18 protein-coding genes are annotated in these 12,629 nt (G+C 30.1%); 17 read left to right on the top strand and 1 reads right to left on the bottom strand.

What is annotated here, in order from left to right:
• Window positions 1-99 precede the first annotated feature (99 nt).
• The 12 genes from rpmH to CA_RS19170 all read left to right on the top strand — a co-directional run bounded on the left by rpmH (window position 100) and on the right by CA_RS19170 (window position 9,546).
• Window positions 100-234, top strand: a complete 135-nt coding sequence (gene rpmH, locus CA_RS19225) for a 50S ribosomal protein L34 (RefSeq protein ID WP_010966999.1) — start codon at window positions 100-102, stop codon at window positions 232-234.
• A 46-nt stretch (window positions 235-280) separates the two neighbouring features.
• Window positions 281-640 carry a ribonuclease P protein component gene (gene rnpA / locus CA_RS19220; protein WP_010966998.1) on the top strand — a complete coding sequence of 120 codons (360 nt, stop codon included), beginning with the start codon at window positions 281-283 and terminating at the stop codon, window positions 638-640.
• Window positions 618-833 (top strand): membrane protein insertion efficiency factor YidD, encoded by a 216-nt coding sequence (gene yidD, locus CA_RS19215; RefSeq protein ID WP_010966997.1) that lies wholly within the window; start codon window positions 618-620, stop codon window positions 831-833. Before rnpA ends, yidD begins: the two co-directional genes overlap by 23 nt.
• A gap of 22 nt (window positions 834-855) precedes the next feature.
• Window positions 856-1,620, top strand: coding sequence for a membrane protein insertase YidC (locus CA_RS19210; protein ID WP_010966996.1), 765 nt, complete (start codon window positions 856-858; stop codon window positions 1,618-1,620).
• 35 nt (window positions 1,621-1,655) lie between these two features.
• Window positions 1,656-2,285 carry an RNA-binding cell elongation regulator Jag/EloR gene (jag, locus tag CA_RS19205; RefSeq protein ID WP_010966995.1) on the top strand — a complete coding sequence of 210 codons (630 nt, stop codon included), beginning with the start codon at window positions 1,656-1,658 and terminating at the stop codon, window positions 2,283-2,285.
• Between the two features lie 92 nt (window positions 2,286-2,377).
• Complete coding sequence (mnmE, locus tag CA_RS19200; RefSeq protein WP_010966994.1) at window positions 2,378-3,757, top strand: tRNA uridine-5-carboxymethylaminomethyl(34) synthesis GTPase MnmE; 1,380 nt, start codon at window positions 2,378-2,380, stop codon at window positions 3,755-3,757.
• An 11-nt stretch (window positions 3,758-3,768) separates the two neighbouring features.
• On the top strand, window positions 3,769-5,649 hold the full coding sequence (gene mnmG / locus CA_RS19195; protein ID WP_010966993.1) for a tRNA uridine-5-carboxymethylaminomethyl(34) synthesis enzyme MnmG: 1,881 nt from the start codon (window positions 3,769-3,771) through the stop codon (window positions 5,647-5,649).
• 24 nt (window positions 5,650-5,673) lie between these two features.
• Window positions 5,674-6,393 (top strand): 16S rRNA (guanine(527)-N(7))-methyltransferase RsmG, encoded by a 720-nt coding sequence (rsmG, locus tag CA_RS19190; RefSeq protein ID WP_010966992.1) that lies wholly within the window; start codon window positions 5,674-5,676, stop codon window positions 6,391-6,393.
• Window positions 6,394-6,428: 35 nt separating this feature from the next.
• Window positions 6,429-7,211, top strand: coding sequence for a nucleoid occlusion protein (gene noc / locus CA_RS19185; RefSeq protein ID WP_010966991.1), 783 nt, complete (start codon window positions 6,429-6,431; stop codon window positions 7,209-7,211).
• Window positions 7,212-7,356: 145 nt separating this feature from the next.
• Entirely contained in the window at window positions 7,357-8,118 is a 762-nt protein-coding gene (locus CA_RS19180) for a ParA family protein (RefSeq protein WP_010966990.1), read from the top strand.
• Window positions 8,119-8,133: 15 nt separating this feature from the next.
• Window positions 8,134-8,985 carry a ParB/RepB/Spo0J family partition protein gene (locus CA_RS19175; protein WP_010966989.1) on the top strand — a complete coding sequence of 284 codons (852 nt, stop codon included), beginning with the start codon at window positions 8,134-8,136 and terminating at the stop codon, window positions 8,983-8,985.
• Window positions 8,986-9,036: 51 nt separating this feature from the next.
• The gene (locus tag CA_RS19170) at window positions 9,037-9,546 is read left to right on the top strand and encodes a DUF4446 family protein (protein ID WP_010966988.1); all 510 of its coding nucleotides are present in this window, start codon (window positions 9,037-9,039) and stop codon (window positions 9,544-9,546) included.
• A 51-nt stretch (window positions 9,547-9,597) separates the two neighbouring features.
• Here CA_RS19170 and yyaC read toward each other — a convergent pair whose 3' ends face one another.
• Window positions 9,598-10,185 (bottom strand): spore protease YyaC, encoded by a 588-nt coding sequence (gene yyaC, locus CA_RS19165; protein WP_010966987.1) that lies wholly within the window; start codon window positions 10,183-10,185, stop codon window positions 9,598-9,600.
• A gap of 137 nt (window positions 10,186-10,322) precedes the next feature.
• Here yyaC and CA_RS19160 point away from each other — a divergent pair, with 137 nt between their 5' ends.
• The 5 genes from CA_RS19160 to rpsR all read left to right on the top strand — a co-directional run bounded on the left by CA_RS19160 (window position 10,323) and on the right by rpsR (window position 12,540).
• Window positions 10,323-11,210, top strand: a complete 888-nt coding sequence (locus CA_RS19160) for a mechanosensitive ion channel family protein (protein ID WP_010966986.1) — start codon at window positions 10,323-10,325, stop codon at window positions 11,208-11,210.
• Entirely contained in the window at window positions 11,203-11,400 is a 198-nt protein-coding gene (locus CA_RS19155) for a DUF951 domain-containing protein (protein ID WP_010966985.1), read from the top strand. Before CA_RS19160 ends, CA_RS19155 begins: the two co-directional genes overlap by 8 nt.
• Before the next feature lie 97 nt (window positions 11,401-11,497).
• Window positions 11,498-11,785: a 30S ribosomal protein S6 gene (rpsF, locus tag CA_RS19150; protein ID WP_010966984.1), complete on the top strand. Its 288-nt coding sequence runs from the start codon at window positions 11,498-11,500 to the stop codon at window positions 11,783-11,785.
• Window positions 11,786-11,807: 22 nt separating this feature from the next.
• Complete coding sequence (locus CA_RS19145) at window positions 11,808-12,242, top strand: single-stranded DNA-binding protein (RefSeq protein ID WP_010966983.1); 435 nt, start codon at window positions 11,808-11,810, stop codon at window positions 12,240-12,242.
• 25 nt (window positions 12,243-12,267) lie between these two features.
• Window positions 12,268-12,540, top strand: a complete 273-nt coding sequence (rpsR, locus tag CA_RS19140) for a 30S ribosomal protein S18 (protein ID WP_010966982.1) — start codon at window positions 12,268-12,270, stop codon at window positions 12,538-12,540.
• Window positions 12,541-12,629 lie beyond the last annotated feature (89 nt).

Here is a 12,629-nt window from a genome sequence, read left to right as displayed (position 1 = left end):
CATTGGCTATATTGAAATATATAATTATAAAGTAAAACTTTAATTTGGAAAAAACGTATTTCTATAACGTAGTAAATATATTGAAGGGGGTGCGTAAACATGTTTATGACATATCAGCCTAAAAAGAAGCAAAGAAAAAAAGAACATGGCTTTAGAAAAAGAATGAGTACTTTATCAGGAAGAAAAGTTCTTAAAAGAAGAAGACTAAAAGGAAGAAAAAGATTGACAGCATAAGGCCGCGTTGTGTGGCCTTTTTCTGCAATTTAAGGAGCAGTTTTTTATGAAGGAAAATAGAATACGAAAAAATGCCGAGTTTAGAAGAGTATATAGAAAAGGGAAGTCTTTTTCAAATAGATTGCTAGTTTTGTACGTCTATAAAAATTATATATTAAAGGATATAAATAGAATTGGAATATCCGTTAGTAAAAAGGTTGGTAAGAGTGTAGTTAGAAGTAGAGTGAAAAGGTTAATTGGAGAAAGTTATAGATTGAATTCTAGTAATTTAAAAAAAGGTCATGATTTTGTTATTATAGCTAGAACAGCTTGCAATGGTAAACGTTATTCAGATATAGAAGATTCTATAAAAAATTTGTTTAATAAGGCAGGCTTAGTTATATATGATGAGAAGAATATTACTTAAATCAATAAAGTTTTATAGAATATATTTGTCACCTCTTAAAAGAAATGCATGTTGTAAGTTCATTCCTACTTGTTCCCAATACGCTATTGATGCAATAGAAAAATACGGAGCATTAAAGGGTAGCTTTATGGCTGTGAAAAGAATTTTAAGATGTAATCCTTTCTCAAAAGGTGGATATGACCCCGTTAAATAAAAATTAGGAGGTTCTATTTTATATGTTTAAGATAAATGCCTTGAACAATCTGTTTGTTCAGTTTTTTGATTCAATAAATAAATTCGTTTATAATATTGTACCGGATAAAAACTATTCTTATGGTCTAGCAATAATAATTCTTACCATAATAATAAAGACTTTGCTTGTACCATTTAGTATAAAACAGATTAAATCTTCTGTTCTTATGAATGCGTTACAGCCAGAATTAAAAAAGCTTCAAACTAAGCTTAAAAGTGATCCACAAAAATTGCAACAAGAGACAATGAAGCTATACAAAGAGAAAAATGTTAATCCTTTTGGAGGATGTTTATTATTAATTATACAGTATCCTATTTTAATTGCGTTATATTATGTTTTTTATAGTTTACATATAAAAGGAATAGGGTTTTTATGGATACATGATTTATCGCAAAAGGCTACATTCAGTAATTGGACTACATGGATTTTACCTATAGTATCTGGTGCTACTACATATTTGTCAGGTATATTAACTATGCCTCCGAGTTCAGATCCTGCCCAAAGAAAACAAACTACTACTATGAATATAGGAATGTCCATTTTCTTACTTTGGATGAGTTGGAACTTTAGTGCGGCACTTGTTTTGTATTGGACGGTAAGTAATTTATTCCAAATGGCACAATCAAAGATTATTATTACTGCAGTAACAGCAAAATTAGAAGCAGAAAAAAACAGCGTAGAGGATAGCAGTAATATTATTTCACAGAATATTGATAATAAGAAGAATAAAAAGAACAAGAAAAAATAATGTTTTTGTTTAACTTGTGTAGGGGGGGCTTTAAAATGAAGTGCATTGAAAGTCTTGGAAAGACTGTAGATGAGGCTGTTAAAAAAGCTTTGAGTGAATTAAAGGTAACAGAAGATAAAGTTGAAATTAAAGTTATTGATGAAGGTAGTAAAGGGCTTCTTAATATAATAGGTAAAAGAGAGGCAAAAGTTAAAGTTACCCTAAAAACGGACTATATAGACGAAGTAAGAACATTTTTAAGAAAAGTTTTTGAAGATATGAACCTTGTTATTGAAATAAAGATTAAAGAGATCGGTAATGATTTATTTGTAAATTTGTTTGGAAAAAATATAGGGCTACTTATAGGATATAGAGGAGAAACTCTTGATTCTTTGCAGTATCTTGTAAATTTAGTTGCGAATAAAAATCATGCGGATGGAAAATATAAAAGGGTTATTCTTGATACGGAAAATTACAGAGCAAAAAGAGAAGAGACATTAAAGAGATTGGCATTAAAAATTAGTAAAAGAGTAAAAGAAGAGAAGAGTCCTTTTAAATTGGAGCCAATGAATCCATATGAAAGAAGAGTTATACATTCAGCATTGCAAAATGATAAATATGTTAGAACTTATAGTGAAGGAGAAGAACCTCACAGAAGGGTTGTAGTAGAGCTAAAAAAGTCCTAAATTAAAAAGAAAGCCTTTGTGGCTTTCTTTTTAATTCAGGACAATTGAAAGGAGGATATTGTAAGATTAATTTATATCTTACTTAAAAATATATGAAAGAATTTGATACTATAGCAGCAATATCAACAGCAATCGGGAATAGTGGAATATCTATAATAAGAGTTTCAGGAAAAGAAGCTTTAAGTATTGTAGATAAGGTGTTTAAAGGTAAAAGTAAAAAAGGTATTATTGAAATGAATACTTATACCATGAGATATGGAAATATAGTTGAGTTAAGTAATGGTGATATAATAGATGAAGTAATTGTAAGCTTTATGAAAGGACCTAAGAGTTTTACTGGAGAAAATGTTGTTGAGGTAAATTGTCATGGAGGTATGTATCCAACCAAAAGAGTTTTAGAAGAAATTATAAGGGCTGGAGCAAGACTTGCGGAGCCAGGTGAGTTTACAAAAAGAGCATTTTTAAATGGTAGACTTGATTTAAGTCAAGCGGAAGCTGTTATGGACATTATAAATTCTAAAACAGAGCTAAGTATGAAATCAGCAGTTGCTCAATCAGAAGGTGTGATTTCCAGGGAAATAAATAAATTAAGGCAAAGAATACTTGAAATAATAGCACATATAGAAGCAACGGTAGATTATCCTGAGGATGATTTAGAAGAGGTTACGGCTGAAAATGTATCAAAAGACTTAAATGATATTTTAAAGGAAATAGATGAATTGATTTTAAGTGCTGATGAAGGAAAGATATTAAGAGAAGGCCTTAACACGGTTATTATAGGTAAACCTAATGTTGGAAAGTCATCACTATTAAATCTACTTTTAGACGAAAAAAGAGCAATAGTTACAGATATTCCTGGAACCACAAGGGATGTTATTGAAGAATATATAAATATTTCGGGAATACCAATTAAAATAGTAGATACAGCGGGTATAAGAGAGACTGAAGATGTTATTGAAAAAATGGGTGTCGAAAGATCAAAAGAAAAGATGGAAAATGCTGATCTTATAATATTTATGATAGATTCAAGTAAAAAAATAGATGCCGAAGATTTGGAGATAATCGATTATATTAAGGATAAAAAGTATATTGTGCTTTTAAATAAAGTGGATCTTAAAAATAGAGAAGATAAAAGTAAATTAGATTTATTAAATAAAGATAATATTATAGAGTTTTCTGTAAAAGAAAAAGTTGGATTAGAAAAACTTAAGGATACTATAGAAAATATGTTTGCAACGGGTAATCTCCAGCATAGTAATACAATGATTACTAATACGAGACATAAGGAAGCTCTTTTAAGGGCAAGAGAGCACTGCACTACATCATTAAAAGCTCTTCAAGATACATTGGCCATAGATCTTGCATCTATAGATATACGTAATGCTTGGACAGCTCTCGGAGAAATAACAGGAGAAACTCTCCAAGAAGATTTAATTGATAAAATATTTAAAGATTTTTGTTTAGGAAAGTAGGTGAATGAGATATGATAAAATATTTTTCCGGTGATTATGATGTAATTGTGATTGGAGGAGGTCATGCTGGATGTGAAGCAGCTCTTGCAGCATCAAGAATGGGATGTAGAACACTTATGTGCACTATGAATCTAGATAGTATAGCTATGATGCCATGTAATCCTAATATAGGTGGAACGGCTAAAGGGCATCTTGTAAAGGAAATAGATGCATTGGGCGGTGAAATGGGAGTTAATATAGATAAAACTTTCATACAATCAAGAATGCTTAATATATCAAAGGGACCTGCAGTACATTCTTTAAGGGCTCAAGCTGATAAGGTAAGATATTCAGAGGTTATGCGAAATGTGCTTGAAAATCAAGAAGACTTGTATTTAAGACAAATAGAGGTGATTTCTCTTGATATTGAAGATGGTAAGGTAAAAGGAATTGTTACGAAGAATGGAGCATGTTTTACAGCTAACACCATAGTTTTAGCTACTGGAACTTATTTAAGATCTAGAATAATAATTGGAGAGGTTAATTATAGTGGAGGCCCAAGTGGACTATTTCCTGCTAATGAACTTTCTCAATCATTAATAGATGTAGGAATAAAACTAAGAAGATTTAAAACTGGTACTCCAGCAAGAATTAATAAAAGAAGTGTCGATTTTTCAAAAATGGTAGAACAACCTGGAGATGAAAGAATAATACCATTTTCATTTTTAAACGACAAACTAGAAAAAGAGCAAATATCTTGCTATTTAACTTATACCAATGAGAAAACTCATGAGGTTATAAAGGAAAACATAGATAGGTCACCATTGTATAATGGTACAATAAAAAGTGTAGGACCAAGATATTGTCCTTCTATTGAAGATAAGGTAATGCGTTTTCCAGATAAACAGCAGCATCAGATATTTATAGAGCCTGAAGGTGAAAATACAAATGATTTGTATGTTGGTGGAATGTCCAGTTCATTACCAGAAGAAGTACAAATAAAAATGCTAAAAACTGTGCCTGGGCTTGAGGATGTTGAAATACTTAAAACTGCATATGCTATAGAGTATGATTGCATTGACCCAACTCAGCTTAAGCTTTCTCTTGAATTTAAAGACGTAAAAGGATTATTCGGTGCTGGACAATTTAATGGAAGTTCTGGATATGAAGAAGCCGCTTCACAGGGGATAATTGCAGGAATAAATGCAGCTTTAATGGTTAAAAATAAAGAGCCACTTATATTAGGCAGATCTGATGGTTATATAGGAGTTCTTATAGATGACTTAGTAACTAAGGGAACTAATGAACCATATAGGATGATGACATCAAGAGCTGAATATAGGCTTCTATTGAGGCAAGATAACGCTGATTTAAGACTTACTGAATTAGGTCATAAAATAGGTTTAGTTGATGAAAATAGATACGAAAAATTTATAGGAAGAAAAAATGCAATAGAAGAAGAATTAAATAGGTTAAAAAAGGTTCAAATCACCAATAAAAAAGAAGTTAATGACTTTTTAGAAGGTTTAGGATCAGTTTCTTTAAAAAAACCTATAAGTTTGTATGAATTAATCAGAAGGCCTGAATTAGATTATGATAAGTTGCAAACTTTGGATATAGATAGAAAAGATTTGGCACAGGATATAATAGATGAAGTTAATATAATGATAAAATATGAAGGATATATAGAAAAACAACTTGAGCAAGTGGATCAATTTAAAAAATTTGAGAAAAGAGTTATACCAGAGGATATTGACTATAATTCTATAAAAAATTTAAGAACTGAAGCGATTCAAAAGCTAAGTAAGTTAAGACCAGTAAATTTAGGGCAAGCATCAAGGATATCTGGAGTTTCTCCATCTGATATTTCTGTTCTTATGATTTATTTAGATTATTATTTTAAAAATAAGTAATATCATATAAAATGGAGGAAAAAAATGAAGTATTTTGATATAATGAGTTTAGAATGCAAAAAAATTGGGATAGAATTTACCGAGGAAAAATATGGTAAGTTTATGAGATATAAGGAATTATTACAAGAATGGAATAAGGTAATGAACTTAACATCCATTGTAGATGACGAAGAGATAGTGAAAAAGCATTTTATAGATTCAATAAAGATATTTGAGTGTGAACATATAGTTAAGGCAAAGCGTATTATTGATGTTGGTACAGGTGCTGGGTTTCCAGGGCTTCCAATTGCCATAATGAATGATGATATTGAAGTCGTACTTCTAGACTCGCTTCAGAAGAGGGTTAATTTTTTAAATGAGGTTATAAAAGAACTAAACTTAAAAAATATTAGTACTGTTCATGGTAGAGCAGAAGATTTTGGTGTAGATAAGGATTATAGAGAAAAGTTTGATGTGGCTGTATCTAGGGCAGTTGCAAATATGGCAGTATTGAGTGAATTTTGTCTTCCTTTTGCAAGAGTAGGGGGATATTTGGTCGCTTTGAAGGGACCTGGAATAAATGATGAGATATCAACGGCGAAAAAGGCGATAAAAGTTCTTGGCGGAACATTAGATAAAGTGATTAATGTTGAATTTGAAAATGAGGATTTTCAGCATAATTTAGTTGTTATAAAAAAACAAAACGGTACTCCTAAAAAATATCCAAGAAAAGCAGGTAAAGTGTCTAAAAATCCTATAATATAGATGCAATATGATGATGAAAAGGAATGAGAATTTATATGGATAGTGTTTTATATATTTCTGTAGACAATATATGTGCAAATTCAAATCAGCCTCGAAAGTACTTTGATAAAGCAGCTCTTAAAGAATTAGCTGAATCTATAGATAACTATGGTATAATTCAACCAATAACAGTAAGAAAGGTTGATGATGACAAGTTTGAAATAGTTGCAGGTGAAAGACGCTTTAGAGCTGCAAAAATAGCTGGTCTTGATAAAGTACCTGTTATTTTGATTGATATAGATGAAAAGGAGTCAGCTGAGATAGCGCTTCTAGAGAATATTCAAAGAGAAAATTTGAGCTATATGGAAGAAGCGGAAGCATACTATAATTTAATAGAGCAATACGGATATACTCAAGATAAACTTGCACAAAGCGTAGGTAAAAAGCAATCAACTATAGCTAATAAATTAAGACTTCTAAAGTTAGATAACAATGTAAGAAAGGCACTTCTAGAAAATAATCTTACAGAGAGACATGCAAGAGCATTATTAAAATTATCTGATAAGAAATCACAAATGAGTGTTATAAAAAGTGTTGTGTCAAAAGGATTAAATGTAAAGAAAACAGAAGAGCTCATTGAGAAGAAATTAGATAAGGTTTATAAAAAAGAAAATGATATTGCGTCTGATGGAAAGAAAAGAATAAAAGGTATATTTGGATCTCAAATATACATAAATACAATAAAGCAAGTGTTTGATAAATACGGGATAAAAGCTAAATATAAATCTAAGGAATTAGATGATACTATTGAAGTTACTGTTGTAATTCCTAAGAAATAAAAAATGTTTCACGTGAAACATTTTTTTTTTGCCCAAATTCACAAAAAATCTATTTATAAAACAATATTATGAGTTTATAATATTATTATAAGAAAGTATAGCAATTGATTTTAAAATAGCAATTAATACGAGGGTGGTGAATTTTATGAAAGTAATAAGTGTATTTAATCAAAAAGGTGGAGTTGGTAAGACTACAACCAATATAAATTTATGTACATATTTAGCCATGAAAGGATTAAAAGTGTTGACTATAGACATAGATCCTCAGGGTAATACAACTAGTGGTTTAGGAATAGACAAAAGCACATTGGAATTATCAACTTATGATGCATTAACAACGGATGTTGCATTGGAGGATATTATACAAGAATCACAGCTTATTAAGAATTTGTACATTGCTCCATCAACAGTTGAACTTGCTGGTGCTGAAGTTGAACTTATAAACATTGATAATAGAGAAAGAATTCTTAAAAACAAAATAAAGGCAATGAATAAGAAATTTGATTATATATTCATAGATTGTCCCCCATCATTAGGATTCATAACTATTAATTCATTAACAGCATCTAATAGTGTACTAATACCTATACAAACTGAGTTCTATGCATTAGAAGGGGTTGGACAGCTTGTGAATACAGTTCAACTCGTAAAAAAATCCTTAAACAAGCAACTCGAGGTTGAAGGTGTTATACTAACGATGTGCGACAATAGAACTAAATTATCAAATGAAGTTGCACAAGAAGTCAAGAAGTATTTTAGTGGTAAGCTATATAATACAACTATACCTAGGAATATAAGATTGGCTGAAGCGCCTAGTTATGGATTACCGATAGTTTTATATGATGACAAATGTAGAGGGGCAGAATGCTATCGAAATCTAGCCAATGAATTTCTTAGTAACCAGTAGGGGAAGGTGATGTGAATGAATAAAAAAGGCGGATTAGGCAGGGGGTTAAATGCACTAATTGTAGATACAGATGTAAAGGAAGAGGAAAATAGTAGTTCACAAAAGATTTCTTTAAACTTAATTAAACCTAATGAAGGTCAGCCACGTAAAAACTTTGATAGTGAAAAAATTGTTCAATTGGCTGAATCTATAAAAGAACATGGAATAGTACAGCCTTTAGTTTTAAAGAAAAAAGGAAAGCAATATATTATAGTTGCTGGAGAAAGAAGATTTAGAGCGGCTAAAAGTCTTGGACTAAAAGAAGTACCAGCAGTCATAATAGATGCGACAGAAAAAGAAATATTAGAAATTTCCCTTATAGAAAACATACAGAGAGAAGATTTGAATCCAATTGAAGAAGCATTGGCATATAAAAGACTTCTTGAAGATTTTAATCTTACTCAAGAACAATTAAGCCAACGAATTGGAAAGTCTAGAGTGGCTATAGCAAATTGTATAAGGTTATTAAATTTAGATGAAAGAGTACAAGAATATTTAATTGATGGTGTTATTTCAGAGGGACATGGAAGAGTACTTTTATCAATAGCGGATAAGGAATTGCAATATAAGATATCTCAGAAGATAATAGATGAAGATTTAAGTGTTAGGGCGACAGAAAAATTACTAAAAACATATAAAGAAACAACAGAAAAAAATGATGAAGAGAGTAAAGAGGAAAACCAGTATATAGTCGATATAAGGAATAAGCTAGAGGGCTATTTTGGTACAAAAGTTTTATTGAAAACAAATAAAAATAAGGGTAAAATAGAGATTGAGTATTACTCTAATGAGGATCTTCAAAGGATAATTGATATATTAAAAATATAAATGTTTCACGTGAAACATTTTTTAATAGTAACAAGGAGATGGCGAATAAAAATGGAAGACGTTTTTAAATTACTTAACCAATTTAATGTATACATAACTATAGGTTTATGTGCGCTAGTTATTATATTAATAATACTAAATTTGTCTAGTATGCACTCTATGAAAAAATTAAAAAGAGATTATAGGAAGTTAATGCGTGGATCTAATGCTGAAAATTTAGAAGAACTTATAAATGGATATTTAGATAAAGTTGAAAAGATAAATGAAGATTCAAAACAAGTAAAGGATATTTATGAAGAATTACAGGATCAAGTCAAAAAATGCGTTAAAAATGTAGCTATGGTTAGATATAAAGCATTTGAGAATATTGGTAGTGATTTGAGTTTTTCATTAGTATTGTTAGATGATAATTATGATGGAATAATGCTAACTAGTATATATGGAAGAGGGGAAAGTGTAGTATATGCTAAGCCTATTAACAAGGGTTTATCAAGGTATGATCTTTCAGAAGAAGAAAAAAACATTTTGAAAGAAGTATGTGAAAAAGTTAATGATAAATAGAAATTATAAAAACTTCTGATATTTATTTCGGAAGTTTTTTTATATTTATATTCATTTTAACCTAGTGTAAAATTTATTATAGGTGGAATCATATTCACTTGAAAGCTTTATTATAGAAATATGTATTCCTCTTGATATAATGTCTGCTAATTTTAGTACACTATATAATCTTGTACTTTGAAGAACCATGAAGTCAAAAGGACCAGATACATTTACAATGCCAGTTATGCTTAAATCACCAACTGTAGGGAGACTTTTATTCATAGCTGAACCAGGTGAGAGTGGAGTATTTTGTATTACTATATTACCAACAGTCTTTGTACTACCAAGGCAAGCATCTATTGCGATTATGAATGGGTTTTCATATTTAGTTTTAATAATATCCATGGTATTACATAGGTTTTTTGCATGAACAGGTTCTTGCAAAGTTCCAAAAACTATTAGATTATTTTTGTGGAATTTGGTTAGTTTATAACCAACCATAGGACCTAAGCTGTCACCTGTAGATCTATCTGTGCCAATGCATAAGAAGACAATATCACGATTAACAGCTATTGATTTTATCTCACTGCTAAGATAATTGCTAAATGAATATAAAATATTGCTATCATCAACATTAAATACAATTCTTTTTTCCATATACAAACCTCCTAAATGTAAGTATGGACAAATAAAAAAAAATTTATACATATAGGCATAAATATTTACAAAATTTATTGAAATAAGTTGTAAAAATATATATATTATAAGTACATTTATTTATTGGAGGAGTAGTAATGAATTTCTTAAGTAAGTTTATATTTGATGTAGAAACAGGTACAGTACAATTACAAAAAATGAAGTTTAATGTATACAATGTCTTTGAATTAGTAATAAGAGTACTAGTTGTTATAGTGATGATGTATATTATAGTAAAATTGGTCAATAAATTTATTGATAAAACTTTAAAGAAGCAAGAAGATTTTAGATTTTCTCTTGATAAAAAAAGAAGTAAAACTATAGGTGCAATACTCAAAAGTGTAGTTAAATATGGTGTGTACTTTTTTGGCATCACGGTAATATTAACCTTAATATTTGGCAGCAAGTTATTTTCAGCTGTTAGCTTAACTTTTGCTAGTATAGGTGGAGTTGCACTGGGCTTTGGTTCTCAAAATCTAGTTAAAGATGTTGTAAACGGATTTTTTATATTATTTGAAGACCAATATTCGGTAGGTGATTATATAACAATAGGTAAAAGTTCTGGTATTGTAGAAAGTATAGAGCTTAGAGTCACAAAAATAAGAAGCTTTAAAGGAGATCTTCATATAATACCAAATGGAAATATATCAGAGGTTACAAATCATTCAAGAGGTCCCATATCTATAAATGTAAATGTTAGTATAGCATATGAAGAAAATATTGATGATGCAACAAAAGTTATTAATATTGCTTGTGACGAGTTTTCTAAGGATAATGAAGATATAGTAGAAAAGCCCAAAGTAGTTGGAATAACAGAACTTGGATCAAGTGGTGTAAATATAAGGGTATCAGGAAAGGTAAAACCCATGAAACAATGGGCAAACGAAAATCAGTTAAGAAAGTATGTAAAGGAAGCTTTGGATAAGGCTGAAATAGAAATACCTTATAATAAACTTCAATTTATAGGAGGAGAGAAAAGTGAATAAAGAATTTGATTTAGGTTATATTGTTGAAATGAAAAAACAGCATCCATGTGGAACAAATCGATGGGAGATTATAAGAGTTGGTGCAGATGTAAAGATAAAATGTGTTAATTGTGGTAGAATAATAATGCTTCCAAGAAGTCAATTTGAAAAGAGATTAAAAAAAGTTTTAGAAAAGAAAGAAGAAAATTGATTTTTTTTTAAATATGATATATAATTATAAACTGTGAGTCCCTGCTGTGATATAAAACTTTCACAGCCGTCAGACCATAGGGAGGAGGTGAATGGTAATGAATAAGTATGAAACTTTATTTATACTTAACCCATCATTAGATGAAGAAGGCATAAATACTAATGTTGAAAAATTTAAGTCAGTAATCACAAATGGTGGCGGAGAAGTTGAAAATGTAGATTTATGGGGCAAGAGAAAACTTGCTTATGAAATAGACAAAGTTAATGAAGGAATCTACGTTTTAGTGAATTTTCAATCTGATGCACAATTGCCAAAAGAATTGGATAGAGTGTTCAGAATTAGTGACAGTATTATAAGACATTTAATTATTAGTTTGGAAAAATAAACACCAAAGGTGATGTTTTAATATGAATAAGGTTGTTTTAATAGGAAGATTAACTAAGGATCCAGAGTTAAAGTTTACTCCCGGTACAGGAACAGCCGTTGCATCATTTACTTTGGCTGTAGATAGAAGATTTAAAAAAGAGGGTCAGCAGGAAGCTGATTTTATTCCCATAGTTGTATGGGGAAAACAAGCTGAATCTACGGCTAATTACATGAGTAAAGGAAAACTTATGGGAGTTAGCGGAAGAATACAGACTAGATCTTATGATGCTAAGGATGGTACTAGAAGGTACGTAACTGAAATTGTAGCTGAAGAAGTTCAATTTCTTGAATGGGGATCTTCTAATAATAACTCCATGGCAAATGATCAATTTAATAATGGAAATGAAAATGGTTCAATGCAATTACCAGATAATAATGATATAACACCAATAGATGATGGAGATATCCCATTTTAATTTCTTAAAGTAAGGAGGGAAAAAGATGGCTAGAGATAACGGAAACAAAGATAGAGACGGAAAAAGACCTAATGGTGGAAGAAACAGAAAAATGAAAAGAAAAATCTGTTCTTTTTGTATGGAAAAAAGCGAAAGCATAGATTACAAAGACATAAATAAGCTTAGAAAATACGTTACTGAAAGAGGAAAGATTCTTCCAAGACGTATTTCTGGAAACTGTGCAAAACATCAAAGAGAGTTAACAATAGCAATAAAGAGAGCAAGAAACATTGCTTTATTACCTTTTACAACAGAGTAGTTTTAAAAAAGGTGGCTGTTCCAAGATATTCTATATTATCTTGGAACAGCTTTTAATTTTTTTGTAATTATAAACTGTATTTTTGAATT

This window comes from Clostridium acetobutylicum ATCC 824 (genome assembly GCF_000008765.1).
In the GTDB taxonomy this organism is placed as follows: Bacteria; Bacillota; Clostridia; order Clostridiales; family Clostridiaceae; genus Clostridium_S; species Clostridium_S acetobutylicum.
Note: the sequence above shows the minus strand (reverse complement) of the source record. Positions and strands in the feature narration are given on the sequence as shown.

Excerpts from the sequence above, each read along its gene's own strand:
- rpmH (WP_010966999.1), top strand. The coding sequence starts at position 100 with ATGTTTATGACATATCAGCCTAAAAAGAAGCAAAGAAAAAAAGAACAT.
- rnpA (WP_010966998.1), top strand. The coding sequence starts at position 281 with ATGAAGGAAAATAGAATACGAAAAAATGCCGAGTTTAGAAGAGTATAT.
- yidD (WP_010966997.1), top strand. The coding sequence starts at position 618 with ATGATGAGAAGAATATTACTTAAATCAATAAAGTTTTATAGAATATAT.
- CA_RS19210 (WP_010966996.1), top strand. The coding sequence starts at position 856 with ATGTTTAAGATAAATGCCTTGAACAATCTGTTTGTTCAGTTTTTTGAT.
- jag (WP_010966995.1), top strand. The coding sequence starts at position 1,656 with ATGAAGTGCATTGAAAGTCTTGGAAAGACTGTAGATGAGGCTGTTAAA.
- mnmE (WP_010966994.1), top strand. The coding sequence starts at position 2,378 with ATGAAAGAATTTGATACTATAGCAGCAATATCAACAGCAATCGGGAAT.
- mnmG (WP_010966993.1), top strand. The coding sequence starts at position 3,769 with ATGATAAAATATTTTTCCGGTGATTATGATGTAATTGTGATTGGAGGA.
- rsmG (WP_010966992.1), top strand. The coding sequence starts at position 5,674 with ATGAAGTATTTTGATATAATGAGTTTAGAATGCAAAAAAATTGGGATA.
- noc (WP_010966991.1), top strand. The coding sequence starts at position 6,429 with ATGGATAGTGTTTTATATATTTCTGTAGACAATATATGTGCAAATTCA.
- CA_RS19180 (WP_010966990.1), top strand. The coding sequence starts at position 7,357 with ATGAAAGTAATAAGTGTATTTAATCAAAAAGGTGGAGTTGGTAAGACT.
- CA_RS19175 (WP_010966989.1), top strand. The coding sequence starts at position 8,134 with ATGAATAAAAAAGGCGGATTAGGCAGGGGGTTAAATGCACTAATTGTA.
- CA_RS19170 (WP_010966988.1), top strand. The coding sequence starts at position 9,037 with ATGGAAGACGTTTTTAAATTACTTAACCAATTTAATGTATACATAACT.
- yyaC (WP_010966987.1), bottom strand. The coding sequence starts at position 10,185 with ATGGAAAAAAGAATTGTATTTAATGTTGATGATAGCAATATTTTATAT.
- CA_RS19160 (WP_010966986.1), top strand. The coding sequence starts at position 10,323 with ATGAATTTCTTAAGTAAGTTTATATTTGATGTAGAAACAGGTACAGTA.
- rpsF (WP_010966984.1), top strand. The coding sequence starts at position 11,498 with ATGAATAAGTATGAAACTTTATTTATACTTAACCCATCATTAGATGAA.
- CA_RS19145 (WP_010966983.1), top strand. The coding sequence starts at position 11,808 with ATGAATAAGGTTGTTTTAATAGGAAGATTAACTAAGGATCCAGAGTTA.
- rpsR (WP_010966982.1), top strand. The coding sequence starts at position 12,268 with ATGGCTAGAGATAACGGAAACAAAGATAGAGACGGAAAAAGACCTAAT.